Source organism: Citrobacter sp. R4, assembly GCF_026719175.1.
Lineage (GTDB): Bacteria > Pseudomonadota > Gammaproteobacteria > Enterobacterales > Enterobacteriaceae > Citrobacter_A > Citrobacter_A sedlakii.
Genome location: NZ_JAPPSU010000012.1, coordinates 81,412 through 105,258 on the forward strand (window position 1 = coordinate 81,412; position 23,847 = coordinate 105,258).

Here is a 23,847-nt window from a genome sequence, read left to right on the forward strand (position 1 = left end):
ATCCTCTCAAAAACTCTCACTTTTGTTTCATAAATGCCTGACATACTATCGGGTGAGCAGTACACCTGTAAAACAAGGAGACACAGATGAAGAGTAAGGGCTCCAGCCTGACGCCAGCGCAAGCGTTGGAAAAACTTGACGCGCTATATGAGCAGTCGGTTCAGGCGTTGCGCAGTGCCATTGGCCAGTACATTGAAACCGGGGAGCTTCCCGATATCACCGCCCGCAATAAAGGTCTTTTTGTTTATCCGTCGCTTTCCGTGAGCTGGGACGGTAATGCCACCAACCCGCCAAAAACGCGTGCCTATGGTCGCTTCACTCACGCGGGATGTTACTCAACTACCGTCACTCGCCCGACGCTGTTCCGTCGCTATCTTGAAGAACAGCTTACACTGCTTTATCAGGATTACGACGCGCATATCACCGTAGAGCCTTCACAGCATGAGATCCCCTACCCCTACGTGATTGACGGATCCGAGCTGACGCTGGACCGTTCCATGAGCGCCGGGTTAACCCGACACTTCCCCACCACTGAGCTGGCGCAGATTGGTGATGAAACGGCAGACGGTATTTATCATCCGGCAGAATTTTCGCCGCTGTCGCATTTTGATGCGCGCCGGGTCGATTTTTCCCTCGCGCGGCTACGCCATTATACGGGTACCCCGGTGGAGCATTTTCAGCCGTTTGTCTTGTTCACCAACTACACCCGTTATGTTGATGAGTTTGTCCGTTGGGGATGCAGTCAGATCCTCGATCCGGACAGTCCTTATATTGCCCTTTCCTGCGCGGGCGGTATCTGGATTACGGCAGAAACAGAAGCGCCCGAAGAAGCGATTTCGGATCTGGCGTGGAAAAAGCATCAGATGCCCGCCTGGCACCTTATCACCGCCGATGGGCAAGGCATTACGCTGGTGAATATTGGGGTGGGTCCGTCAAACGCCAAGACCATTTGCGATCACCTGGCGGTGCTGCGCCCTGACGTCTGGTTGATGATTGGCCACTGCGGTGGTCTGCGCGAAAGTCAGGCTATAGGCGATTATGTGCTCGCGCATGCTTACCTGCGCGACGATCAGGTGCTGGATGCGGTACTGCCCCCGGATATTCCAATCCCAAGCATCGCGGAAGTCCAGCGCGCGCTGTATGACGCCACGAAGCTGGTCAGCGGTATGCCGGGCGAAGAGGTGAAACAGCGGCTGCGTACCGGTACCGTGGTCACCACTTCCGATCGCAACTGGGAGCTGCGTTATTCAGCCTCGGCGCTGCGATTTAACCTGAGCCGCGCAGTCGCGATTGATATGGAAAGCGCGACCATCGCCGCACAGGGTTATCGCTTCCGGGTGCCGTATGGAACGCTGCTGTGCGTGTCAGATAAACCGCTGCATGGCGAGATCAAACTGCCCGGCCAGGCGAACCGATTCTATGAGGGCGCGATCTCCGAGCACCTGCAAATCGGCATTCGCGCCATTGACCTGTTGCGCGCGGAAGGCGACCGCCTGCACTCGCGCAAGCTGCGTACCTTCAACGAACCACCGTTCCGTTGATTTTCTTCTGAATCCGAAAAGCAAAAAGCCCGCTAAAAAGCGGGCTTCTTTAAATTTGGCTCCTCTGACTGGACTCGAACCAGTGACATACGGATTAACAGTCCGCCGTTCTACCGACTGAACTACAGAGGAATCGTTGTGGAGGCTTATCTTAACGGCGAAAAATCTTTTGTCAAACCCCATTTCCAACAACAACGTTCAGTTGCCGTTTCTCTCAACAATTTGTTGCAATTACGGCCATTTTCCAGGGAAAAAACTTTGCAGCTTTTTACTTTCTCCCTCATCATTTGAAATGTGGTTTCAACTTTCTTCTCTAAGGTCAATTTTGAACGTCTCCACTGCTCTACGCCAGGCCGTCGCCCGCACGCCCTGGTACGCTAAACGCAAGAGTTATAAGGTGCTTTTTTGGCGAGAAATTACCCCGCTTGCCGTCCCCATTTTTCTTGAAAATACCTGCGTACTGCTCATGGGCGTACTCAGTACGTTCCTCGTTAGCTGGCTGGGTAAAGAAGCCATGGCGGGCGTCGGCCTTGCCGACAGTTTCAATATGGTCATTATGGCGTTTTTCGCGGCTATCGATTTGGGTACGACGGTTGTGGTGGCGTTTAGCCTCGGTAAGCGCGACCGCCGACGCGCCCGGGCAGCAGCCAGACAGTCGCTGGTCATCATGACGCTGTTCGCGGTGATACTGGCGGCGGTGATTCACTATTTTGGCGAGCAGATTATCAATGTCGTCGCCGGAGAGGCGACAACGGAAGTTAAAGCGCTGGCGCTGACGTACCTTGAATTAACCGTTCTCAGCTACCCTGCCGCTGCCATTGCCCTCATTGGCAGCGGCGCGCTACGCGGCGCGGGCAACACAAAAATCCCACTGCTGATTAATGGCGGGATGAACATCCTCAATATCATTATCAGCAGCATCCTTATTTACGGTATTTTTTCATGGCAAGGTCTTGGCTTTGTCGGTGCGGGGCTCGGATTAACGATCTCACGCTATATTGGCGCGGCGGCCATTATCTGGGTGCTGATGATTGGCTTTAATCCTGCGCTACGCATTCCGCTCAAAAGCTATTTCAAACCGCTTAACTTCGCCATTATCTGGGAAGTGATGGGGATTGGCATCCCTGCCAGCATTGAGTCAGTGTTGTTTAACGGCGGCAAACTGCTAACGCAAATGTTTGTTGCTGGCATGGGCACCAGCGTCATCGCTGGTAATTTTATTGCCTTTTCTATTGCCGCGCTGATCAACCTGCCCGGTAACGCGCTGGGGTCAGCATCGACGATTATTACCGGCAGACGTCTGGGAAATGGTCAGATCGCACAGGCGGAAATCCAGTTGCGCCACGTGTTCTGGCTTTCAACCATTGGCTTAACCGCCATCGCCTGGCTGAGCGCCCCGTTTGCTGGACTTATGGCATCATTTTATACCCACGATCAGGACGTCAAAGACGTTGTCGTGGTTCTTATCTGGCTCAACGCGGCGTTTATGCCTATCTGGGCAGCATCGTGGGTATTACCCTCCGGATTTAAAGGAGCACGCGACGCGCGCTTTGCTATGTGGGTATCGATGCTGGGAATGTGGGGCTGTCGTGTTGTGGCGGGCTATGCGCTTGGGATCGTATTGGGCTGGGGCGTGGTCGGTGTGTGGATGGGGATGTTTTTTGACTGGGCAGTACGCGCAGCGCTGTTTTACTGGCGTATGGTCAGCGGTCGCTGGCTATGGAAATACCCACGTCCGGAACGCGAAAAGGCGACAAAAACGCCGGTCGCGGCGGAATAAACAGCGAAATGAAGAATATTTCGGCAAACAAACGCAAAAGCGTATTCAGGCTTTGACATTAACATTCAGCGTCGCTAATATGCGCCCCGTTCACACGATTCCTCTGTAGTTCAGTCCTTAGAACGGCGGACTGTTAATCCGTATGTCACTGGTTCGAGTCCAGTCAGAGGAGCCAGATTTAAAGAAGCCCGCTTTTTAGCGGGCTTTTTGCTTTTTCCGTTTTCGTCTGTTTAGCTTCAGATACCGACGTGTTCGTGAGTGATCTTCACCGGCATACCTGAGCGGCGTTCAAGCGTCTCGCTGACCCGATGTACATCCACGCCCTCGCCCGCCATAAAGGTGCGCATGGCAGGGGTGACAGGCAGCGGAACTTTTTTGTCAGACTCGAATTCCACACGATTACGCGAAAGCGGTTCATGCACCTCAACCCAACGGCTTCCATCCGGTTCAGCCGTCATTTTTATCGGCTGATCGATAATTTGTACCCGTGTGCCAACCGGAACATTATCAAACAGATACTTAATATCGTCATTACGTAAGCGAATGCAGCCCTGGCTCACGCGCAGACCAATACCGAAATTCGCATTTGTGCCATGAATGGCATACAGCTTACCGATATAGATCGCATACAGCCCCATCGGATTGTCCGGCCCGGCTGGCACGAACGCTGGCAGCGTTTCCCCTCGTTTTGCGTATTCGCGCCGGGTATTCGCCGTCGGCGTCCAGCTCGGCGCTTCCTGCTTACGCTGCACGGTGGTCACCCAATTACGCGGCGTCTCACGTCCAGCCTGACCAATGCCAATCGGAAGGACTTCAACCGTATTGCTGTCCTGCGGATAATAGTACAGCCGCATTTCCGCAACGTTAACCACAATCCCCTGACGCACCGTGGCGGGCAGAATGAGCTGCTGCGGCACCACCAACGTAGAGCCAGACGTCGGCAGGAAGACGTCAACATCCGGATTCGCTTCCAGCATGTTGCTTAAGCCCTGTCCATACTGAGCGGCAAACGCCTCCAACGGTTGGGTATTATTCTCCGGCACCGTTATCGTCAGCGGTGTGCCCACCAGTCTGCTGCCTTCCGGCGGCAACGGATAAGTCACCGCCAGCGCGCTCTGCCCGGCCAGCAGCAGTAATAACGAACAGAAGCCTTTCACTCGAGGTCTCATTTCCCTTTCCTCAATCACGACAGATATCGGGAAATTATAGCTTTTATAACTGTATTATCTAATTCCTGGCGATCCCGCACGGCCAGCGCCCCGATACAAAAGTACAGAATCTTTGCGATATGGCTCGCGGGCGGGTTTTGTTGATTGACATTAGAAAGGCCTGACACCACGAGATGTTCAGGCCGGAGAACGTCAATGCTGGCGCAGGGCAGATTATCTGCCGTCGGGTAAAACAATATTGCTGGCAGCTAACTGTCCCATATTGCTGTACATCGCGCAGGCAGCTTCGACAATCGGCATCGCCAGCGCCGCGCCGCTGCCTTCGCCCAGCCGCATTCCCATATTAAGATAAGGTTCCAGCTCCAGATGCCCCAGTGCTATCCGCGCGCCCTTTTCAGCCGAAAAATGCGAAGGGATCAGATAGGGCTTACTCTGTGGGGCGATCTGACAAACAGCCAGCGCGGCGGAATAGGAAAGGAAGCCGTCCAGCAGCACCGGTAATCCACAGGACGCCGCCCCCAGCATCACTCCCGCCATGCCGACCAGGTCAAAGCCGCCGACTTTGGCTAATACGTCGATGCCATCTCGCGGATCGGGCTGATTAACGGCAATGGCGCGGCGAACCACCGCCACCTTATTGCCAATGCGCGAAAGCGGTAAATTCGCGCCAATGCCCACCACAGCTTCGGCTTCGCTACCAGTGATCACGCTGACAATCGCCGCGGCAGGCGTGGTGTTTGCCATTCCCAGTTCGCCGACGCCAAATAAGGTCACGCCGTTTTGCGCCAACTCCCGGGTGTAACGAATCACCTCCAACAACAGTTCCTCTGCCTGGCCGCGACTCATTGCCGGGCCGCTGGCGATGTTGCCGCATCCGCGCGCCACGCGCATATTTACCACGCCGGGGATCGGGTCGGCGTCAATGCCCACGTCAATCACATGTACCTTCGCCCCTGCCTGCGCCGCCAGCACACACACGCCCGTGGTACCCCGCGTCATATTAGCAGCCTGAATAGCGGTCACCGCTTTTGGCGAAACCGCCACCCCTTCGTCCCATACACCATGATCGGCACACATCACCAGCATCGCTTTATCCGCGACGTGCGGTACGCCCTTCAGGCCTGGCATTCCCGCCAGTTGCACAGCGAGGGACTCCAGGCGACCAAGGCTGCCCGGCGGCTTAAGCAGGCCATCGATATGCTGCTGGGCACGCGCCATTGCATCACGGTCTGTCGGCGGAATGTGGTGAAGTAAAGAGGTTAAGGTCTGCATAAGGGTTCTCGTTATGTTGGCTGACTCACAGCAGAGCCAGCAGGAAGACCAGCTCACCCAGTTCGATGGCTGCCCCAAGCGTGTCGCCGGTTTGCCCGCCCAGCGTGCGTTTCAACAGTTGTCCAAGCAGGAAAATAGCTGCGGCAGCCACAATCATTGCCCCAACGCCGTGCATTCCCGGGAGCAGAACAGCGGCAAAAATCACTGACAGGCCGAGAGTGATACAGGTCTGGGTCCCGGTGACGTGGCCGATAAACACATTCCCCAGGCCTTCTTCCCGGGCATAGCGGTGGCGGTACATCAGCAGAACGGCTAAACCTCGTCCCACCGCACAGGCCGCCGCCAGCGCCGCCAGCATCGGCGTGCCCCGTAGCGCCAGCTCACTGACCACCAGCACTTTCGCCAGCAGAACAAAAATCAGCGCCAGCCCGCCGTGGGTGCCGAGGCGGCTGTCACGCATGATCTCCAGCATCCGCTCGCGGCTGCGCGCGGAGAAAACGCCGTCACAGGTATCCGCCAGACCGTCAAGATGAAAGCCGCCGGTCATCAACGCCAGCGCTAACACGCTGAACAGCGCCGCCAACGGAATACCGCACCAATTCTCAAACAGCAAAAACACCGCACCGCTCAGTCCCCCAAGCAACAGGCCAATGACCGGGAAGGTGATAATCCCGCGCGAATAGTGCTCAAACTCCAGCCCTGACGACCAGCGCGCCGGAACCGGTAAACGGGTGATAAAAGAGAGCATCGCCCAGAACAACTTACTCATTTAATTTTGACTCCAATGCCTGATACCACCAGCCAGACTTCATCCGCCGCAGCCGCAAGACGCTGATTAACGCGCCCGGCAATATCCCGAAAATGGCGCGCCAGCCGGTTTTCCGGAACGATCCCCATCCCCACTTCGTTCGTTACCAGCACAACCGTTGCCGGTGAGCGCTGACAGGCGCTAATGAGCGTCTGGATCTCCGCGTCAATCGCCTTTTCCAGCGCGGCATAATCCCAGCCGTCGGGATCGCTGTCGCCGCCACAGGCAAAAAGCAGATTGGTGACCATGGTCGTAATGCACTCCAGCAAAATAGCGTCGTCAGGCGCGTTATCTGCGCCAATCAGCTCATCCAGACGCTGCCAGCGTTCGGCCGTACGCCAGTGCGCTGGACGCCCGTCGCGATGATGCTGAATGCGAGCCGCCATCTCCTCGTCAACGATTTGCGAGGTGGCGATGTACAATACGTGGGGGCATTCGGCGATCAAGGCTTCCGCATGACGGCTTTTCCCGCTGCGCGCGCCGCCGGTGACGAGAATCATACGGGCTCCTGATGGTTTTGCATGATGGTATAGATTTTCTCAATATCGATGTGTTGCCGCATCGCATCCGCCAGCAGATCAAACTGCTGCGATTTATATTGCGCGTACTGAAAGGTGGAATCCAGCGGTTCCAGCCCTTTACGCACACGCAACCCATTAATCAGCGCGCGGGTAAAATCATCGCTGTCAAAAAGGCCGTGCAGGTATGTGCCAAACGCCAGCCCGTCAGCGGTTACTGCGCCATCCGCCACGTGCTCCCCGTTCTTATGCAGTTGCATCACCGGCTGGCTGTCTCCGGTCAGCGTCGTTTCGCCCATATGAATTTCATAACCGCGCACCGGCAGCCCCGCCGCTGCTGACAGCCACCCGGGCAGCGAGGCCGACAGTGTCGCATCCACCTGGGTGGTGGTTTTATGCCAGGCAAAATGGGTCACAGTGCCAAGCAGTCCCAGCCCCGGAAGGGTGCCCAGCCCCGACTCCACCTCGTCAATTATGCTTTCCCCAAGCATCTGATAACCGCCGCAGATCCCGAAGACCGGTACATTTCTCCGGTGCGCCTGCATCACCGCGTGCGCCATGCCGCTTTCCCGTAACCACACTAAATCGCCGAGCGTGTTTTTACTCCCAGGCAGGATCAGCAAGTCGGCATCAGCCAGTTCCTCCGGCTGACGAACGTAGCGCACTCTGACGTCCGGCTGCGCCGCCAGCGCATTAAAATCGGTAAAATTGGAGATGTGCGGTACCTGAATCACCGCAATGTTGATGTCGCGTCTGTCGGTACGCAGATACTTTCCTTTTTGCAGCGCCACACCGTCCTCATCCTCCAGATCGACATCCAGCCATGGCATCACGCCCAGCACAGGGACGCCGGTCAGGTTTTCGATCTGCTCAATGCCGGAATAAAGTAGCGCCACGTCGCCGCGAAATTTATTAATGATCACCCCTTTCACCCGCGCGCGCTCATGTTCGCGCAGCAGCGCCAGCGTGCCAAAGATTGAGGCGAAAACCCCGCCCCGGTCGATATCCGCAACAAGGATCACCGGGCACTTCGCCATCTCCGCCATGCCCATATTGACGATATCCCGGTCACGGAGATTAATTTCCGCCGGACTGCCCGCGCCTTCCAACACCAGGACGTCGAATTCCTGCGCCAGACTGGTATACACCGAGAGGATCTGCTCGCGCAGGCGCGGTTTATAGTCGTGATAGCTTACGGCATCCATGTCAGTCGCCACCTGCCCCATCAACACTATCTGGGCCTTGCGATCGCTGGTCGGTTTTAACAGCACCGGGTTCATCCGTACATCAGGGGAAATGCCAGCAGCTTCCGCCTGGAAAATTTGCGCGCGGCCCATCTCTTTACCGTCCGGCGTGATGCCGGAATTTAGCGCCATATTCTGCGATTTAAACGGCGCGGCGCGCAGACCGTCCTGATAAAAGATGCGGCACAGTCCCGCTACCAGCACGCTTTTACCGACGTCAGACGCCGTCCCCTGCAACATAATCGCCTGCGTCATGACGCCTCCTTGATGGAATGAAAAGTGTGTTGCCGCATGCGGCTAAAAAATTCATCTTCGGTTTTGCACAGCGGCAGCCCCAACTGCGCGTGCAGTTTGACCAGCCAGGGCGGGGTTAATCCGGCGAGTTCAATTAACGCGCTTTGGGCAAAAACGTCGCCCGGCGCACCGTACGCCAGCACTTCACCACGGTTAAGCACATAGACGGCATCGCTAACTTCATAAATGAGATCGATATCATGGCTGGAAATTACCACGTGATTCCCCTGCGCCACGATACGTTTAATGATGGCGATCATCTGGCGACGACCAGAGGGATCCAGCCCCGCCGTCGGCTCATCCAGCAACAGATATTTCGCGCGCAGCACCAGTGCTCCGGCGATTGCCACGCGCTTCTTCTGCCCGTGGCTTAAACACTGGATCGGCTGCTGGCGAAAATGCCGGGCATCCACCAACGTCAGCGCATCATCAACCCGGCGGGCGATCTCATCTTCCGCGACGCCAAGATTACGCAGGCTGAAGGCGATATCGCTGTCGATATCGGTATAAAAGATTTGTTGATCGGGGTCCTGAAACACTGTCGCCACCTGCTGACGCAGCGCCAGCAGGCCGCGTTTGCTGTAGTCCAGCGGTTTCCCCTGCCAAAGTACCGCCCCCTGCTGCGGCCGCAGCAGGCCGCTCAGGTTCATGAATAAGGTCGATTTCCCGCAGCCGTTCGCCCCCACCAGCCCGGTGACAGCGTGTGCTGAAAAATCCAGCGTCAGCCCTTTAAGTACCTGCGTTTCCTGATAGCGAAACCAGAGATCGGCGGTGGCAAGCATGTGATTCCTTACAGGTGAAAATCACCCTGATACAGTTTGATATCCAGCGTCGCAGCCATTTGCTGATAACGAATCAGCACCCGGGTAAACAGTAAACCCACCAGCATCGCCAGCGAACGGTAGCCATTCGGCAAACTTTTATAACCAAAACGCAGCGTTTGCGCGCGATGAATCGCCAGCGCTTCGTCTAACAGAATAAAAATGAAGCGCCAGGTCAGCAGGATCTGCTCGGTCAGCAGGCGGGGGACATGCGCCCGCCTGAGTAACGTGATCAACTGGGGAAACGGCAGATTCAGCAACAGCCAGAAGGTAGCGGCCAGCGCAGCCAGGCTGCGCCAGAACGTCTCATTCGCCGTCTGTAAGCCCAGAGCGCTGACCCCAAGCCAGAAGTCGCCAACCGGAAACGCCGCCAGCAACGTCTGCGGATCGCGGCTAATGCTGAGGAGAATGGTAACCACGCCCACCGCTAAAAAACCAAACGGCAGCGCCATCCAGCGACACCAACGGCCAAACGAAATACGCAGCAGCCAGCAGGTTAAACCGGCTATCAGCGCCAGTTCAATACCCTGCCCCAAGGGCGGCAGGGTAAAGGCCAGCACCATCATCAGCAACCAGAACACAAACTTACGCTCCGGTGCTATATGAAGCCAACGGCTTTGGTAGCTTAGTCTGTCAAGCCCGGTCATCACGGCGTTGTCTGCCTTTGGTATAACCAAGAATATAGAAAATCACCGCCGCGCCAAGTGACCCCTGCAACGTAAACAGCAGGCTTTCAATTTCACCGCTGGCCGGCTCGTACAGCGGCTGGAACCACGGCTCATAGTGCGGCGCGACGACCTGAATCTGGCTTTCCGCTTCGCCATCCGAGCCGCCGTATTCTCCGCCGTGGTTGATAAAAAACGGCAGAATAACGAGGGCAATGACCATCGCCAGCAGTATCAGCGTCTTTTTCATCTTAATGTCCTTGTGCGGTTATGAGTTGCCGTTTCGTCAACTGGTCATAAATCATGACGGTCAACAGCCCTTCAGCGATAGCAATCGGGATTTGCGTCAGGCAGAAGATCCCCATGAATTTAATGACCGATCCGGTGGCCCCCGCCTGCGGATCCGGGAAAGCCACGCCAAGCTGGACCGACGTGACAAAATACGTCACCAGATCCGCCAGCATGGCGCAAAGAAAGACGCAGACATCACGACGCAGCCCGGCGCGACAGGCCATTTTCCACACCAGATAGCCAACAACCGGGCCAATCACCGCCATCGACATGCCGTTTGCGCCGAGCGTCGTCAGGCCGCCGTGCGCCAGCAGCAGCGCCTGGAACAGCAGCACGATGGCGCCAAGCACGGCTACCACCCCCGGACCAAAGAGGATCACCGCCAGCCCGACGCCGGTAGGATGAGAACAACTGCCCGTCACAGAGGGGATCTTCAGTGCGGACAGCACAAAAATAAACGCGCCGCACAGCGCCAACAGAACCTTCTGATGGCTGTCTTCCATCACAATCTGACGCAGGCGCACCAGCCCGTACCACAGACACGGTAAAAACAGCAGCCACCAGGCGAGCGCCCACATCGGCGGTAAAAAGCCTTCCATAATGTGCATCGCGAACGCCTGCTCGGGCACGAGCATCAGCAATAGCGCCGCAGCCAGACCACTGAATGACAGCTTTTTCAGCTGCTGTTCACGTTTCATTGTGCATTCTCCCACTGTTTATTGACCAGAATGGTCGAGAAATAAGGCAACGGCTGGTCGTCGCTAACCTCATTGAGATGTCGCCAACACTGTTCGCCAGGCAGGGTGGCTTCCGACATCATCAGCGCGCACTCCAGCAACCCGGCCTGCTTCAGTAGCGCCTTAATGCGTGCGAAGCGACCATATACCTTCATCAGTACCAGGCTGTCATGCTGATGTAAGGCGCGGAGAATGTCCGCTTCCGGCGCCGTGCACGAAACTACCGCCAGCGACTGCTGCTCCATCGCCAGCGGGGTTTTCGACCGCGCGGCGATGGCGGCGAATGACGTGACGCCGGGAACAATGTCGAGCCAGTCCGGGCAGCCGATGCGCTGGAGCAAAAAGACCCAGGTGCTGAACAGCATAGCGTCGCCAAGGGTAATGAAACCCACCTGTTTTCCGGCGGTCACCGCCTGAACCAGCGCGGCGGCGACGTCGTCCCAGACCGCCTCTTTTTCCGCGCTGTCCGCGCTCATGGGAAAGTGACAACAGCGGATTTCAGTTTTCGCGCCGACATATTCGCGAACTATGGAAAGCGCCAGGCTGTCACCGCCCTTCCGCCCCGCCGGAGCATAGAGGATATCCAGCGACCCCAGAATACGGGCGGCGCGAACGGTAATCAGATCCGCGGCGCCTGGCCCGGTGCTCAGCGCGTAAAGTTTTCCGCTCATGCCGCCGCCTCCATCGCCATGTTCAGCGCCTGCTGCAGATGCGCGACAAACATCGCACGTACCGCCGGATTTTCGCCAAGTCCACTCAGCCACGGTGTCGCCGGGATACCGGCCGCATTGAACAGGGTTTTCCATGAATCCTCTTCGTCAGAAGCCATGTCGTTAATCGCATGGTCCCCCGCCACCAGCATCAGCGGCATGAGATGAACGGCACGGATGCCTTCTTTACGCAGACTGTCGATCAGCACCCCCACTTCCGGATAGCTTTCTACCGCGCCGACGCGGGCCGGAAAGCCCTGCGCGGTCATCATATGGTCAAGGCAGGCATAGGCGGCAAAGGCATGATGACTGGCGCCGTGGCCCATAAATACCACCTTTTCACCCTCGCCCAGCGTAGGCATCTGCTGCTGCAAGGCGCACATCAACTGCGTGTAGTCGTCATGACTGCTCAGCAGCGGCACCCCCAGCGTCAGACGGGAAAACAGTGGCCGCATCGTCTGCACTTCGCGAACAATTTTCTCGTATTCGTCGCCGTTAATAATGTGCAGCGACTGAATCGCCACGTCCTGATAGCCCTGTTCGGCAAGCTTTTGCAGCGCCTGCAACGGCGTGTCGATGTCGATGCCGTCCCGCTGGCGCAATTTGCGAATAATCATTCCCGAGGTAAACGCGCGAAACAGATCCCGATCGGGACAACTTGCGGCAAGATCGCGTTCGCAGGAGACAATGTTTTTCTCGCAGGTATCGTGATAGCTGGTGCCAAAGCTGACCACCAGAAGCGCTTTTTTCATTGTATGACTCCTTTAGCAGCGGCCAGCCAGCGTGACAGACGCTGAGCAAATGCGGCCTGACTTTCCAGTAATTCTTCTCCCGTCACCAGCGGCGCCGGGCGGGTAATGACGATGCAAGGGATCCCTGCATCCAGACAGGGTTGAACTTTTTCCTGATACCCCCCCTCAGCGCCTGAGGCTTTGGTTATCACGACGTCAGCCTGACACTGGCGGTAAAATGCGGCGTTAAACTCTGCGCTGAATGGACCACAAAGCGCGAATATTTCCCCGACGCCAAAGCCAAGTTCTGCGCATTGCGCTATCACTTCAGGCACCGGCAGTACCCGGGCAAGCAGGGTTTTCCCCGGTAACCCCGTACGCCAGTTCGCCAAATCTTTACTGCCGGTCGTCAGCAAAACGCGCTCGCCCAGCCGTCCTGCCACTTCACAGGCGTCGGCGATACTGTTTACGGTGTAAAGCAGCGGATGCGTTAAGTCACGGAGCTGTTCGGGACGCTGATAGCGACTGAGCAAGACGCCAGCCTGCTCGCAGGCGCGCATGATGTTGCGGCTCACTATTTCGGCATACGGATGAGAAGCGTCTATCACCCAGCGCGTGCCGTTTTCCTTCAACCAGTTGACCATTTGTTCCTGCTCCAGCCGTCCGCAGCGCACCTGACCTTTGATATCCCCCGCCAACTGTTTCCCGGTCGGTGTCGCCACAGACAGGGTGTACGCCACGTTGGCGGCATCCAGTTGCTGGCAGATCGCCCGGGCGTCACTGGTTCCCCCTACCACCAGCACCTCGCCGACACTCACAGTGCGTAGCCCCTTGGCGTGATCATCAGCCCCTCCCGCACATAGGTGGCTTTGTTGCCCACAATCACCAGGCTGGTCATGTCCACCGGCGTAAAATCCATTTCACCGAGCGTGGTCAACCATTTCTCCTGTTTTTTGCGGCCCGCTGACTTCACGACCCCGACCGGCGTTTGCACGCTTTTGCTGGCGGAAAGCAGTTCAAACGCCCGCGCCAGATGCCCCTCACGGCCCCGGCTGCGTGGGTTATAGAAGCAAATAACAAAGTCAGCTTCCCCGGCGGCGACGATGCGCTTTTCAATCACCTCCCACGGCGTAAGCAAGTCGCTCAGGCTGATGTGGCAAAAATCATGCATCAGCGGCGCGCCAAGCAGCGAAGCAGCGGCAATGCTGGCGGTCATGCCGGGGATCAGACGCACCTCTACGTCCAGTTGCTGCTTGCTGACCAGTTCCAGCACCAGTCCCGCCATGCCATAAATGCCCGCGTCGCCGCTACTGATCAGCGCCACATTATGTCCGGCCTGCGCCAGCTCAATCGCCGCCTGGCAGCGTTCAATCTCCTTGCACATTCCGGTTTTGATGACCTGCTTGTCGCCGGTAAAAGCTTTCACCAGATGGGTGTAGGTTTTGTAGCCCACGACGATCTCCGCCGCCTGCAACGCCTCCACCGCTTCCATGGTCATCATGGCTTGTGAGCCAGGGCCGATTCCAATTACGCTTAACATCAGTTTGAAACTCCTAAAGTAATAGTGACGCCCTGTTCCCGCAGGGTTTCGCCTAACAACTGCCCATGACTCAGCAGCCAGGCTGCCGGCCCCGACACACTTCCGACGCCTACCGTCTGGCGAACAAACGACGATGCCGGAAAGCGGTGCTCATGTTCACGCAACACGTCAGCGCTAAAGGTTTCAAACGGCACGCGCCAGCATGACGCGAGCTGAATCAACCCTTCTTCATCTTTTTTTAGCGACACGCTGCCAATGGCTTTCAGGGCGAGCGGGTCAAAACGCTGCGCGGCGAGCTGACGCGCCAGCAGCGCCGCCAGCAGCGGAAACGGCGTATCCCGACGACAGCCGATTCCGGCCACCACACGCTGCGGCACCAGCTTCCAGTGACGCACTGGAATATCAGGCAGTTCGTCACGCAAGGTGATACACACCAGCGCATCCAGCTCGGGTAACTGCCTGAGATCGGTCACGGTGATAAATCCGCGGCGGTCACAGTGGCCCACGTCTTCGTCCAGTTCGGGATCCCACCACAAACCGACCCGCTGATTGCTCACCAGCATCTGGTTGACCACTTTGACCGCCGCGCGGAAATCATTCATGCGCGCGTTAAGTTGAAAAGCGAGGGTATCCAGCGCCGCCATGTCATTAACGTCGGTCGCCGTGGTAATCACCGGATCCGCGCCCAGCATCCCCGCCAGATAGCGGGTCAGCGCATTTGCTCCGCCCGCATGGCCGGAAAGAAGGCTGATAACGTGCTGGCCGCGTTCGTCAATAACCACCACCGCCGGATCGCTGAACTTGTCGTTCACAAGCGGCGCCAGTACGCGGACCGCAATGCCGGTCGCGCCAATAAAAATCAGCGCTGAATAATGACTAAACGCGTCACGCGCCGCCTGGGCGAAACCGCCGTCAAACGGCAAAAAACCGTCCTCAAGCAGCTTCTCGCTGGTAAAACAGGTCAGCGGCAGCATCGCCGCCAGCCGTTTCGCCAGTTGCACCCCGCCGGGCGTCAGGCAAAACAGGGCAATGGATTCAGGCTTTACGGTATTCATGGCTAAAGTCCGCCGCATACAGTTTTGAGTAGTGGTACTCCTCACCCAGGAAATCCCCGACCAGAATCAGCGCCGTTTTGCGGATCCCGGCGTCACGCACGCGGTCTGCGATGTCCGCTAGAGTGCCGCGCACGGTCTGACTTTCCGGCCAGGTGGCTTTGTAGATCACCGCCACAGGGGTGGTCGCCGGGTAGCCGCCGTCAATTAGCCGTTCCGCCACCCGATGAATGCGCTGTACCGAAAGATAAATCGCCATTGAGGTACGGTGGCTGGCGAAGGACTCAAGCTGCTCCCGCTCCGGCACTGGCGTACGTCCTTCAAGCCGGGTGATGATCAGACTCTGGGACACCTCCGGCACGGTGTACTCAACGCCCAGTTCCGCCGCCGCGCCAAGAAACGCGCTGACGCCCGGCACCACTTGCCAGGGAATATCGCGTTTGGTCAGTTCCTCACCCTGCTCACGCACCGAGCCATATAACGAAACGTCCCCGGTTTGCAGACGTACCACCGTTTTCCCGGCCTTCACGCCCGCTTCCATGAGATCGAGGATCTGCTCAAGGTGCAACGCCGCGCTGTCATGGCACTCGGCTCCCTCAGGACAATACTCAAGCAGTTCGGTGTTGATCAGCGAACCGGCATAAATCACCACCTGCGCCTGTTGCAGTAAGCGGTAGCCCTTGAGAGTAATCAGCTCGCGGTCGCCCGGACCGGCACCAACGAACCACACACAGCGGGGATCAAATGTCTCAGACATAGCGTTCTTCCTTCTGACAGGCGATGACAAACACAGGGTTGTTCGGTTTGAAAAAATGGCCGCTGCCGAGCGCGGTCAGGGACGATACTTGCAGTTGCAGGCAGTCAACGTCGTGTATGTCCAACTGCTGCAAATGCGCCAGCGCGGCGTTGAGGTTTTCCTGCAAGATGAAGGTCATTACCAGACGTCCGCTCGGGTGCAACTGGCGCAGCGACCAGTCAATAAGCCCGGTCAAATGGCCGCCGCTGCCGCCCATAAACACCGCGTCGGCTTTTTCGGTCAACATCATGGGGGCTTCCCCCGGCAGGATATCGATATTCGGACAGGCAAAATGTTGACGATTCTCGTCCAGCAGCCGTAGCGCCGCCGGGTTACGTTCGATGGCCGTCACGTGCAAAGAGGGATAGCGTAACGCCGCCTCTATAGAGACGCTGCCCGTTCCCGCGCCAATATCAATCAGGTGACTGGCCCGGTGTAGCTCCAGTTTTGCCAGCGCAATCGCCCGTACCGCCTCTTTGGTCATCGGCACGTTTCCGCCGCGCAGAAAAAGCTCATCTTTCATCTAAGATCACCACCGCATTCATCTCGTAGTCGGCCTGTACCTCACTGGCGCGCAGCCAGTGGATCCGTTCATTGTCCATCGCCAGGTTCTCGCCAATCACCATCCAGCTATCGCCTTTGCCGCGCGCCACCAACTGCGCGGCGATATCCCGCGGCCCGCACTGCGCGTCGGTGACCATCGCCACTTTGCGATGCGCCGCCAGCGTATCGAAACAGACGCTGCGCCCGTGGCTGCTGGTTAACCACATGTCATTCATGTCGATACCTGACCGGGCGCAGAGATACTGCACGGCGCTGATCCCGGGAATAATGCGTACCCGCTCAATGCCAAAGTGCGCGACCAGCCGCGTACCGATGCCATAAAACAACGGATCGCCAGAGGCGAGGACCACCACATTTTTATCCTGCTGCGTCTCAATCCATGCCAGCAGCGCCGGAATATTGGCGCCGAGCGTAAACCTTGCCCCCTGAAACGCCGGAAACTGCTGCAAGTGACGTTTACCTCCCACCAGCACGTCGGCATTCGCCACCGCGTCCCGCGCGGCAGGCGTCATCAGATGCAAGCCCGCAGGCCCCATTCCTGCCACCGTTAACATTGCAACTCCTGAGCTATCGCCCCGAGAGGACGGTTGCTTCCCAGTACCTGGTTATCGAACGAGAACATAATGGCGTCGCAGGTCGGCGGGGTTTTGGTAAAGCGCAGCATCTGCTTCACGCGCAGGCAGATGCGTTCCGCAAGATGGTCATAAATGCGCTGATAGCCATACGCGTCGATATGTTCCATCGCCGCCTCGGTAGTGTCGCAGTCGCTGACCTCTCTCAACAGCGCCAGCGGTGCGCCGAGCAGCGCCAGGTGCGCCACCAGCGTTTCCATTCGCGCATCGGCAATATGGCTATGGGTATGGAAGATCCCGGCGGCGATTTTGATTAGTTTCCCCGGATGACCGACCAGAACGATGTGGCGGAAACCGAGCCGCACGGCTTCTTCAATCATGTAACCGACGAAGTTACTCATGGTGACCACCACTTTGCTGTCAATCCCCATTTGCTCGCGCACGAAGCGCTCGCCATGATTGCCCGGCACCAGCACCACCCGTTCAAGCCCCTCGGCGCGCTTAATCTCCAGCTCCAGCGACAGTGATCGTTTCCAGCTTTCCTCCGACATTGGCGTCACGATGCCGGTGGTGCCGATAATGGAAATGCCGCCAACGATCCCCAACCGCGAGTTGTAGGTTTTTTGCGCCCGCACTTCGCCTTCCGGCGCGAATATTTCAATTTCCGCGCCGCGCGCCGGGCCTATCGCCTCTCGCACCGCCGATTCAATGGTATGACGTGGCGTGCGGTTAATAGCGGCGCTGCCAATCGGCAGACCAATACCTTTACGCGTAACGGTGCCAACCCCCTCCCCGCCCAGCAGCGTTATTTCACCGCTGTCGTTCAGCGTCACGCGGGCGAAAATCAACATGCCGTGTGTAGCGTCGACATCATCCCCGCCGTCTTTGCGGATCGCGGCAACCGCCTGCTGGCCTTCAATGTGCGGTGATTCCACATTAAGGCACAGCGTGACGCCGGACGGCGTGACGATGGAAATCTGATGGATCAAATGCTGTCGCAGCACCATCAGCGCCGCGACTTTTGCCGCCGCCGTGGCGCACGAACCGGTGGTATAGCCTTTTCGCAGCGCTTTACCGTTGTGCCAGACGGGAGCATCAAACGTCTGATCGCTCATCGCGCCCCCTCAAGGTGATAAAGGATGGCGTTGATAATTGCCGCTGCGACGTTGCTGCCGCCTTTACGTCCGAGGGCGGCAATCGCGGGTAATGGGCTGCGCGTCAGCGCCTCTTTTGATTCCGCCGCTCCGACGAATCCGACCGGTACGCCGACCACCCCATTCACCGCCGCATCATGTTCAAGCAGACGAAATAACGCGGTGGGGGCATTGCCGAAAACAAACACTTTCTCGCTCTCTTCCGTCACGGCAATATCCACGGCCGCCATTGAGCGAGTGATCCCCTGTGCTTTCGCCTGCGCCACCACCCGCGGATCGCTGATGTAGCAACGGCACTCACCGCCGAATTTCGCCAGTAGCGTTTTGTTGATCCCCGACAGCGCCATCGTGGTATCGGTGTAGATCACTGACGGACGACGCAGCGCCGCACAAAGTCGGGAGAGTGCATCATCGGAAAACCAGAGAATATCGAGCCAGTCAAAATCGGCGGTGGTGTGGATGACACGCTTGATAATGGCCTCATGCAGTGGGCTGGCGAAGCGGTATTCCGGGCGCGTTTCATGGATGATCTCGCCAATGATGTCGAAGCTTTTGGCCTCTATCGCCATCGGTTGTTGGATGTAATGCATTGTTTAATCCTCAGGCCATGCCAACCACCAGCCAGCGCGTCAACATAAACAGCGCCAGGGCCAGCGTGGACGCAACCCACATCAGTCGAATCGTTTGGGGAATGTCATTTACGGTAATCTCGCGCTGCGCGTCGCCAATCCACGGCTTTTCAACGCGCTCGCCAAAATAGTCATTTGGACCGCCGAGGCGAATACCCAGCGCGCCGGCCACGGGCGCTTCCGCCCATGCGCAGTTGGGGCTGCTGTGGTTATAGCGATCGCGCCAGCCAATACGCAGGGCGCGCGCGCCGTCGTTGCGGCACAAAAATGCCGCGGCGCTCAGCAGCAGCCAGCTCAACCGGGCGGGAAGAAAGTTTGCGAGGTCATCAAGACGGGCGCTGACCATGCCGATCGCCCGGTACTTTTCGTGCTTGTAGCCCACCATCGAGTCCAGGGTGTTGACCGCTTTATAGGCCATCGCCAGCGGCGCGCCGCCCAGCATAAGAAAGAACAGCGGCGCAATAATGCCGTCGACTGTATTTTCTGCGACGGTTTCCACCACCGCCCGGTTTATTTGTTGTGGAGCCAGCTGCGAGGTGTCACGACCGACAATCCACGACAATTTCTCCCGGCTGGCGGCGAGATCCCCCGCGCGCAGCGGGCGTTCCACGTCTCTGGCGGCATTGGCCAGACAGCGACCAGCCAGCACGGTGAAAATCATCCACACCTCCACCAACCCGCCCAGCCACGGATGGATCAGCCGGGCGGCGGTCAACGCGCCCCAGGCCGCCGCCCACGTCACCCCCACCACCACCAGCCACATCACGCCGCCACCGATGCGCAGCGCGCGCTCGCTGTGACAATGACGACGAACCGTCCGCTGTACGACGGTAATCAGGTTGCCTATCCAGCGCACCGGGTGCGGCCAGTGCTGCGGGTCGCCAACCATAACGTCGAGGAGCCAGGCGACACACCACGCAAGCAGTGTCATAACGCCTCCCTCGCCGCCTGCAGCCAGCGGGTCAGCATGAGCGGACGCTGGGCAAAATGGACATGCAGATAACTGGCGAAAGTATTACCTGCCTGCCAGCCGCCGGACCACTGCTGCAGCGTTTTACCGTCGCGCACCTTGCGACAGGCCATCACGGCAGAAATTTGCGGGAAAAAATCGGAGTAGTGAAATTCATGGCCGCGCAGGATTTCACCTTCCGCCGCCAGCAGGGTTGGCTGCAGCGCCTGCGCTTCGCAGTAGCCAAAGCGGGTCAACCGTTCCCCCATTTTGCTGTAACCGGGAAGGATATCCGCCATGTAATGCACGAATCCACCGGCGTCCTCCAGTTGCGTACCGAGGTACATTAACCCGCCGCACTCGGCATAAATGGCGACGCCACGCTGGTGCGCATCGCGCAGACTCGCCAGCATCGTGCCGTTAGCCGCCAGCGCGCTGGCATGCAGCTCAGGATAACCGCCACCCAGCCAGACCATCTGACAGTCGGGTAAAACCCGGTCATGCAGCGGGCTGAAGCGGACGATCTTCACGCCGGTACGCTCCAGCAACGTCACGTTATCGGGATAGTAAAAATTAAACGCTTCGTCGTCGGCCATCGCCAGCGTGAGTCCCTTTCCGGCGTCCTGTGCGGGCAATTCCGGCCATGCGCCCTGTGGTAAGGTTGCTATTTCGCTTAGCGCTAAAAGGTGGTCGATATTGAGCGTCTGCTCCAGCGTAGCGGCAAAATCCAGCCAGGGTTGCTGTGTCACCACCGACTCGCGGGCAGTCACCAGTCCAAGATGGCGCTCCGGCAGCGTAACGCCCTCAACGTGCGGCACATAACCCAGCACGGGCACTGCGCAATAGCGCTCAATCGCCGTTTTAAGCAAGTGAAAATGCGCTTCGCTGTTGACGCGATTCACCATCACGCCCGCGAGGTTAAGCGTCGGGTCGAATTGCTGAAATCCCATTACCGTCGCGGCAATGGAGGTCGAAACGGCCTTGCCATCCACCAGCAGGATCACCGGACACCCCAGCTGTTTCGCCATCGCCGCGGTACTGCAATAGCCGGGATCGGTGCCGTATCCGTCGTAGAGTCCCATCACTCCTTCGATAACGGCGATATCCGCCTCCTGCATCTGCTCGCAAAACAGCGCATTGAGGACGGGTTCGGGAAGCATAAAGCTGTCGAGATTACGGGAAGGTGTACCGCAGACCGCCGTATGCCAGGCGGTATCCAGATAGTCAGGGCCGACTTTGCAGGGCTGGACGCGAAGCCCTCGTTGTTTTAGCGCGCTAAGCAGACCCAATGTAACAGTGGTTTTTCCACAGCCACTCCCGGTACCTGCCAGAACAAACGCATACTGCTGTGCCGCCATGACCCTGATCCTGTTCAGGGTGGTAGGGATGTACTGACATCCAGTCTTTCGACTGTCTGTTGTAAAGCAACCCACTTCCCACCGAAGTTGTTGAATGTATCCGACAGGCAGGTCTTCTGGCTTAGCGTCATCCTCTCCCGTCCTTCCCAATCTTGCGATCAGTGGTCTTTACGGGGTCGTCAGCATCACAGCAGCGGGGGCTGCGGGGGATTTTCACCCCCTTCCCTGACACAAATGTGTCTAACCTGTCGGCTTCAATGATGAACAGACTGGCATCTGCTCATCATCTTAAACTCTTTTTTAACGCATTCTTTTTCGCGCGGGTATTGCAACCCTCAACGGCAAAACAATGCCGGATTAACACGCTTCTTTCTGAAAAGACACGCAGAAGAATAATGAAAACCCTTCACAATGAAACTGTATCTCATCACAAAAATAAAAACTGGCGAAGTTTACGCTGCAAATTTTGATATTTTATTGCGCTATGACAATTTATTGCTGCGCCAAATAAAATAAACCGCGAATAATGGCGCGCTCACGGGAAATATCAAAAATCGGCAATAGCAAAATATTGCTATTTACGCCGATTCTACCGGTAAATTTTCTGCGGCCTGCTGCCGATATGCCTGCGGCGTCACCTGATAAGTCTGACGAAATACTTTGCAGAAATAACTGGTTTGAGAAAAACCTAAATTGCGGGCAATACTGGCAATGCTCCAGTCACTATGGCAAAGCAGTTCCCGCGCGCTGGCCATACGCTGTTGATTCACCCATGCGTTAAAGCCGATCCCCTGATATTTTTTGAACAACTTGCTGAAATAGTACGGGCTGAGGTAGACGTGTGAAGCCACATCTTCAAGGCGTAAATCGTCGGACAAATGGGCATCAATATAGCGCAGCGCTTTTTTCATTTTGCTGTCATGCGGGCTGGGCGCACGCGCCGGACGCGACGGTTCCGCGCTCTGTTCGCTGTCTTTGATTACCACAAAATTCAGCTGTTTTTTCAGGCAGTTTTCAACAATTAGCTTCAACAAATCCGCAGATGCCATCACTCGCGAGTAGTCCATTTCCGGGACGTTGCGAAATTCATTGAGCAGTTCCGGGTCGGCCTGCCAGCGGTCGTCAACGTTGAGAATATCGACCAAATCAACCCCCTCATCGTTACGCAGACGCACCTGACCACACAATACGAACCCAACCAGATGCCCGGCGATAACCAGGGGGATAGAAAAATCGGTTAACCCGGCATGGCAACGGTAGATACAGGGCTGATCCGATTTCGAGGCTTCCAGCCCTCCGCAGCGATCGCTCATCCGGCAGCGGGTGCTGTGCTGAGGATGTTGACGCATCAGCTGACAAAAAGGCGTGAAATTAAATAGCTCAGAAATCTCATCACCGTGAATATTGACAACCACAACGGCCAGGCTTGTGGCTTGCGCAAAATCCTGTGCGATTTTATTAATGAGTTCTGAGTTCAGGGTACTCGCAGAAATCATGATAAAATCCCTCAGTTAATCCATTGTTATAATTAAAACATATTTTTTACATTTACTTTTTGTCATCGGCTGTCCTTAGTTAATGACTGAAAGCCAAATGACAATAACAAAAGTCTCCCGGGCTGGGGAGACTTTTTAGTCAGTTCGGGAAAGCAGATCACGAAATCGTTATTGATTTCGTGATAATAACCTTGTTGTTCAGGAAGAGGCGTTCGTTTCCTCAATTTTACAGGCATTGCAGGGCAAATTTTTGCCAATGAAAAAGCGATAAATGGCTGCGCCGCCGCATGCGCCAATCACCGGTGCAATAATCGGCACAATAAAGTAAGGAATATCCCGCCCGCCGGTCATCGCAATATTCCCCCAGCCAGCCATCCAGGTGAACAGCTTAGGGCCAAAATCACGGGCTGGATTCATCGCAAAGCCAGTCAACGGCCCGGTGGACGCGCCGATAACGGCAACCAGGATCCCGATAAGCAGCGGCGCCAACGGCCCTTTTGGCACACCGTTGCCGTCGTCCGTCAACGCCATAATCAGTCCCATCAGAATCGAGGTGATAACCACTTCGACGCCAGCCGCCTGCCACACGTTCAGCGCAGCCGCCGGATAAGTACTGAAAATACTGGCCAGGTACAGACTGTCGACGCTACCGCGCACCATGTTGTGGGCGGTTTCATACTCGGTGAACAAACTGCCATACAGCAGATAGGCCAATACTGCGCCGCCAAACGCCCCTGCCACCTGGGCAACGGTGTAAGGCAACACTTTGCGCCCCGGAAAACAGGCAAAAAGCCAGAGCGCGACGGTAATCGCCGGGTTGAGATGCGCCCCGGAGATCCCCGCTGTCAGGTACACCGCCAGGGAAATACCCAGACCCCAAATGATGCAAATTTCCCAGAGACCGAGGCTGGCGCCAGCGACTTTCAGAGCGCTAAGACAGCCGATGCCAAAAAACAGAAACAGCCCGGTGCCCAAAAACTCGGCAATACATTGCGCTTTCAGTGAATCATTCATTGTGACACCTTCTTAGAAGCGTTCGTGTCTGACCAGCGGACCCTTGCTGGCCGTAGAGTACAACGACACTTACTATAAAAACGGCTGGCTGAAAATTGTTGGCAAACTGAACCTGCCGGGGCTCTGAAAAATCGTGTTGAGA

General features: G+C 57.0%; 26 protein-coding genes, 2 tRNA genes and 1 riboswitch. Of the genes, 4 read left to right on the forward strand and 24 right to left on the reverse strand.

Translation table 11 applies throughout. The annotated features are described in order from the left end of the window. The first annotated feature begins 86 nt into the window (after positions 1-86). Positions 87-1,541, forward strand: coding sequence for an AMP nucleosidase (locus tag OOJ60_RS20165; RefSeq protein WP_042284105.1), 1,455 nt, complete (start codon positions 87-89; stop codon positions 1,539-1,541). Positions 1,542-1,597: 56 nt separating this feature from the next. On the opposite strand, the gene OOJ60_RS20170 is transcribed toward OOJ60_RS20165, so the two are convergent. After that, positions 1,598-1,673, reverse strand: a tRNA-Asn gene (locus OOJ60_RS20170). A gap of 6 nt (positions 1,674-1,679) precedes the next feature. Here OOJ60_RS20170 and OOJ60_RS24890 point away from each other — a divergent pair. The 3 genes from OOJ60_RS24890 to OOJ60_RS20180 all read left to right on the forward strand — a co-directional run bounded on the left by OOJ60_RS24890 (position 1,680) and on the right by OOJ60_RS20180 (position 3,496). Next, entirely contained in the window at positions 1,680-1,832 is a 153-nt protein-coding gene (locus OOJ60_RS24890; RefSeq protein ID WP_350397303.1) for a DUF5951 family protein, read from the forward strand. Between the two features lies 1 nt (position 1,833). Further along, complete coding sequence (locus OOJ60_RS20175; protein ID WP_060570632.1) at positions 1,834-3,321, forward strand: EmmdR/YeeO family multidrug/toxin efflux MATE transporter; 1,488 nt, start codon at positions 1,834-1,836, stop codon at positions 3,319-3,321. A 99-nt stretch (positions 3,322-3,420) separates the two neighbouring features. Then, positions 3,421-3,496, forward strand: a tRNA-Asn gene (locus tag OOJ60_RS20180). Between the two features lie 61 nt (positions 3,497-3,557). Here the strand turns inward: OOJ60_RS20180 and ldtA are convergent. The 23 genes from ldtA to pduF all read right to left on the reverse strand — a co-directional run bounded on the left by ldtA (position 3,558) and on the right by pduF (position 23,705). Then, positions 3,558-4,490, reverse strand: coding sequence for a L,D-transpeptidase (gene ldtA / locus OOJ60_RS20185; protein WP_199956758.1), 933 nt, complete (start codon positions 4,488-4,490; stop codon positions 3,558-3,560). 213 nt (positions 4,491-4,703) lie between these two features. Further along, positions 4,704-5,762: a nicotinate-nucleotide--dimethylbenzimidazole phosphoribosyltransferase gene (gene cobT / locus OOJ60_RS20190; RefSeq protein WP_042284109.1), complete on the reverse strand. Its 1,059-nt coding sequence runs from the start codon at positions 5,760-5,762 to the stop codon at positions 4,704-4,706. Positions 5,763-5,787: 25 nt separating this feature from the next. Further along, positions 5,788-6,531, reverse strand: coding sequence for an adenosylcobinamide-GDP ribazoletransferase (gene cobS, locus OOJ60_RS20195; RefSeq protein WP_042284111.1), 744 nt, complete (start codon positions 6,529-6,531; stop codon positions 5,788-5,790). Continuing rightward, positions 6,528-7,070: a bifunctional adenosylcobinamide kinase/adenosylcobinamide-phosphate guanylyltransferase gene (gene cobU / locus OOJ60_RS20200; protein WP_042284113.1), complete on the reverse strand. Its 543-nt coding sequence runs from the start codon at positions 7,068-7,070 to the stop codon at positions 6,528-6,530. Before cobU ends, cobS begins: the two co-directional genes overlap by 4 nt. After that, positions 7,067-8,587, reverse strand: a complete 1,521-nt coding sequence (locus tag OOJ60_RS20205; RefSeq protein WP_042284115.1) for a cobyric acid synthase — start codon at positions 8,585-8,587, stop codon at positions 7,067-7,069. Before OOJ60_RS20205 ends, cobU begins: the two co-directional genes overlap by 4 nt. Continuing rightward, positions 8,584-9,408, reverse strand: coding sequence for an energy-coupling factor ABC transporter ATP-binding protein (locus tag OOJ60_RS20210; protein WP_042284117.1), 825 nt, complete (start codon positions 9,406-9,408; stop codon positions 8,584-8,586). The genes OOJ60_RS20205 and OOJ60_RS20210 overlap by 4 nt, the downstream gene beginning before the upstream one ends. 8 nt (positions 9,409-9,416) lie before the next feature. Continuing rightward, the gene (locus OOJ60_RS20215) at positions 9,417-10,094 is read right to left on the reverse strand and encodes an energy-coupling factor ABC transporter transmembrane protein (protein WP_205613097.1); all 678 of its coding nucleotides are present in this window, start codon (positions 10,092-10,094) and stop codon (positions 9,417-9,419) included. Next, a complete protein-coding gene (locus tag OOJ60_RS20220) occupies positions 10,081-10,362 on the reverse strand; it encodes an energy-coupling factor ABC transporter substrate-binding protein (protein ID WP_205613079.1) in 282 nt (93 codons plus the stop codon). The genes OOJ60_RS20215 and OOJ60_RS20220 overlap by 14 nt, the downstream gene beginning before the upstream one ends. Before the next feature lies 1 nt (position 10,363). After that, the gene (cbiM, locus tag OOJ60_RS20225) at positions 10,364-11,101 is read right to left on the reverse strand and encodes a cobalt ECF transporter S component CbiM (protein ID WP_060570639.1); all 738 of its coding nucleotides are present in this window, start codon (positions 11,099-11,101) and stop codon (positions 10,364-10,366) included. Next, the gene (locus OOJ60_RS20230; RefSeq protein ID WP_060570640.1) at positions 11,098-11,811 is read right to left on the reverse strand and encodes a cobalt-factor II C(20)-methyltransferase; all 714 of its coding nucleotides are present in this window, start codon (positions 11,809-11,811) and stop codon (positions 11,098-11,100) included. The genes cbiM and OOJ60_RS20230 overlap by 4 nt, the downstream gene beginning before the upstream one ends. Next, positions 11,808-12,602 (reverse strand): sirohydrochlorin cobaltochelatase, encoded by a 795-nt coding sequence (gene cbiK, locus OOJ60_RS20235; protein ID WP_200034078.1) that lies wholly within the window; start codon positions 12,600-12,602, stop codon positions 11,808-11,810. Before cbiK ends, OOJ60_RS20230 begins: the two co-directional genes overlap by 4 nt. Next, positions 12,599-13,399, reverse strand: a complete 801-nt coding sequence (locus OOJ60_RS20240; protein ID WP_205613080.1) for a cobalt-precorrin-6A reductase — start codon at positions 13,397-13,399, stop codon at positions 12,599-12,601. The genes cbiK and OOJ60_RS20240 overlap by 4 nt, the downstream gene beginning before the upstream one ends. Beyond that, entirely contained in the window at positions 13,396-14,121 is a 726-nt protein-coding gene (locus tag OOJ60_RS20245; RefSeq protein ID WP_205613081.1) for a precorrin-3B C(17)-methyltransferase, read from the reverse strand. Before OOJ60_RS20245 ends, OOJ60_RS20240 begins: the two co-directional genes overlap by 4 nt. Further along, positions 14,121-15,176: a cobalt-precorrin 5A hydrolase gene (cbiG, locus tag OOJ60_RS20250; RefSeq protein WP_205613082.1), complete on the reverse strand. Its 1,056-nt coding sequence runs from the start codon at positions 15,174-15,176 to the stop codon at positions 14,121-14,123. Before cbiG ends, OOJ60_RS20245 begins: the two co-directional genes overlap by 1 nt. Further along, the gene (locus OOJ60_RS20255) at positions 15,157-15,930 is read right to left on the reverse strand and encodes a cobalt-precorrin-4 methyltransferase (protein WP_060570644.1); all 774 of its coding nucleotides are present in this window, start codon (positions 15,928-15,930) and stop codon (positions 15,157-15,159) included. The genes cbiG and OOJ60_RS20255 overlap by 20 nt, the downstream gene beginning before the upstream one ends. Continuing rightward, positions 15,923-16,492: a decarboxylating cobalt-precorrin-6B (C(15))-methyltransferase gene (locus OOJ60_RS20260; RefSeq protein WP_205613083.1), complete on the reverse strand. Its 570-nt coding sequence runs from the start codon at positions 16,490-16,492 to the stop codon at positions 15,923-15,925. Before OOJ60_RS20260 ends, OOJ60_RS20255 begins: the two co-directional genes overlap by 8 nt. Further along, positions 16,482-17,087, reverse strand: a complete 606-nt coding sequence (locus OOJ60_RS20265) for a cobalt-precorrin-7 (C(5))-methyltransferase (protein ID WP_060570645.1) — start codon at positions 17,085-17,087, stop codon at positions 16,482-16,484. Before OOJ60_RS20265 ends, OOJ60_RS20260 begins: the two co-directional genes overlap by 11 nt. Then, a complete protein-coding gene (gene cbiD, locus OOJ60_RS20270; RefSeq protein WP_200034098.1) occupies positions 17,081-18,220 on the reverse strand; it encodes a cobalt-precorrin-5B (C(1))-methyltransferase CbiD in 1,140 nt (379 codons plus the stop codon). The genes OOJ60_RS20265 and cbiD overlap by 7 nt, the downstream gene beginning before the upstream one ends. Next, positions 18,217-18,849: a cobalt-precorrin-8 methylmutase gene (locus OOJ60_RS20275; protein ID WP_042284148.1), complete on the reverse strand. Its 633-nt coding sequence runs from the start codon at positions 18,847-18,849 to the stop codon at positions 18,217-18,219. The genes cbiD and OOJ60_RS20275 overlap by 4 nt, the downstream gene beginning before the upstream one ends. A 10-nt stretch (positions 18,850-18,859) precedes the next feature. Continuing rightward, complete coding sequence (gene cbiB / locus OOJ60_RS20280) at positions 18,860-19,819, reverse strand: adenosylcobinamide-phosphate synthase CbiB (RefSeq protein WP_205613084.1); 960 nt, start codon at positions 19,817-19,819, stop codon at positions 18,860-18,862. Continuing rightward, the gene (locus tag OOJ60_RS20285; protein ID WP_205613085.1) at positions 19,816-21,195 is read right to left on the reverse strand and encodes a cobyrinate a,c-diamide synthase; all 1,380 of its coding nucleotides are present in this window, start codon (positions 21,193-21,195) and stop codon (positions 19,816-19,818) included. Before OOJ60_RS20285 ends, cbiB begins: the two co-directional genes overlap by 4 nt. A gap of 89 nt (positions 21,196-21,284) precedes the next feature. Then, positions 21,285-21,459, reverse strand: a riboswitch (cobalamin riboswitch). A 314-nt stretch (positions 21,460-21,773) separates the two neighbouring features. Continuing rightward, positions 21,774-22,691 carry a transcriptional regulator PocR gene (gene pocR, locus OOJ60_RS20290; protein WP_042284155.1) on the reverse strand — a complete coding sequence of 306 codons (918 nt, stop codon included), beginning with the start codon at positions 22,689-22,691 and terminating at the stop codon, positions 21,774-21,776. A gap of 198 nt (positions 22,692-22,889) precedes the next feature. Further along, complete coding sequence (pduF, locus tag OOJ60_RS20295; protein ID WP_042284157.1) at positions 22,890-23,705, reverse strand: propanediol diffusion facilitator PduF; 816 nt, start codon at positions 23,703-23,705, stop codon at positions 22,890-22,892. Positions 23,706-23,847 lie beyond the last annotated feature (142 nt).

Coding starts and splice junctions, on each gene's coding strand:
- cobU (WP_042284113.1), bottom strand. CDS start 7,070: ATGATTCTCGTCACCGGCGGCGCGCGCAGCGGGAAAAGCCGTCATGCG.
- OOJ60_RS20210 (WP_042284117.1), bottom strand. CDS start 9,408: ATGCTTGCCACCGCCGATCTCTGGTTTCGCTATCAGGAAACGCAGGTA.
- OOJ60_RS20220 (WP_205613079.1), bottom strand. CDS start 10,362: ATGAAAAAGACGCTGATACTGCTGGCGATGGTCATTGCCCTCGTTATT.
- OOJ60_RS20245 (WP_205613081.1), bottom strand. CDS start 14,121: ATGTTAAGCGTAATTGGAATCGGCCCTGGCTCACAAGCCATGATGACC.
- cbiD (WP_200034098.1), bottom strand. CDS start 18,220: ATGAGCGATCAGACGTTTGATGCTCCCGTCTGGCACAACGGTAAAGCG.
- pduF (WP_042284157.1), bottom strand. CDS start 23,705: ATGAATGATTCACTGAAAGCGCAATGTATTGCCGAGTTTTTGGGCACC.
- OOJ60_RS20285 (WP_205613085.1), bottom strand. CDS start 21,195: ATGGCGGCACAGCAGTATGCGTTTGTTCTGGCAGGTACCGGGAGTGGC.
- OOJ60_RS20260 (WP_205613083.1), bottom strand. CDS start 16,492: ATGAAAGATGAGCTTTTTCTGCGCGGCGGAAACGTGCCGATGACCAAA.
- ldtA (WP_199956758.1), bottom strand. CDS start 4,490: ATGAGACCTCGAGTGAAAGGCTTCTGTTCGTTATTACTGCTGCTGGCC.
- OOJ60_RS20230 (WP_060570640.1), bottom strand. CDS start 11,811: ATGAGCGGAAAACTTTACGCGCTGAGCACCGGGCCAGGCGCCGCGGAT.
- OOJ60_RS20165 (WP_042284105.1), top strand. CDS start 87: ATGAAGAGTAAGGGCTCCAGCCTGACGCCAGCGCAAGCGTTGGAAAAA.
- OOJ60_RS20175 (WP_060570632.1), top strand. CDS start 1,834: ATGTGGTTTCAACTTTCTTCTCTAAGGTCAATTTTGAACGTCTCCACT.
- cbiG (WP_205613082.1), bottom strand. CDS start 15,176: ATGAATACCGTAAAGCCTGAATCCATTGCCCTGTTTTGCCTGACGCCC.
- OOJ60_RS20265 (WP_060570645.1), bottom strand. CDS start 17,087: ATGTTAACGGTGGCAGGAATGGGGCCTGCGGGCTTGCATCTGATGACG.
- OOJ60_RS20275 (WP_042284148.1), bottom strand. CDS start 18,849: ATGCATTACATCCAACAACCGATGGCGATAGAGGCCAAAAGCTTCGAC.
- OOJ60_RS20215 (WP_205613097.1), bottom strand. CDS start 10,094: ATGACCGGGCTTGACAGACTAAGCTACCAAAGCCGTTGGCTTCATATA.
- OOJ60_RS20255 (WP_060570644.1), bottom strand. CDS start 15,930: ATGTCTGAGACATTTGATCCCCGCTGTGTGTGGTTCGTTGGTGCCGGT.
- cbiK (WP_200034078.1), bottom strand. CDS start 12,602: ATGAAAAAAGCGCTTCTGGTGGTCAGCTTTGGCACCAGCTATCACGAT.
- OOJ60_RS20205 (WP_042284115.1), bottom strand. CDS start 8,587: ATGACGCAGGCGATTATGTTGCAGGGGACGGCGTCTGACGTCGGTAAA.
- cbiB (WP_205613084.1), bottom strand. CDS start 19,819: ATGACACTGCTTGCGTGGTGTGTCGCCTGGCTCCTCGACGTTATGGTT.
- cobS (WP_042284111.1), bottom strand. CDS start 6,531: ATGAGTAAGTTGTTCTGGGCGATGCTCTCTTTTATCACCCGTTTACCG.
- cobT (WP_042284109.1), bottom strand. CDS start 5,762: ATGCAGACCTTAACCTCTTTACTTCACCACATTCCGCCGACAGACCGT.
- cbiM (WP_060570639.1), bottom strand. CDS start 11,101: ATGAAACGTGAACAGCAGCTGAAAAAGCTGTCATTCAGTGGTCTGGCT.
- pocR (WP_042284155.1), bottom strand. CDS start 22,691: ATGATTTCTGCGAGTACCCTGAACTCAGAACTCATTAATAAAATCGCA.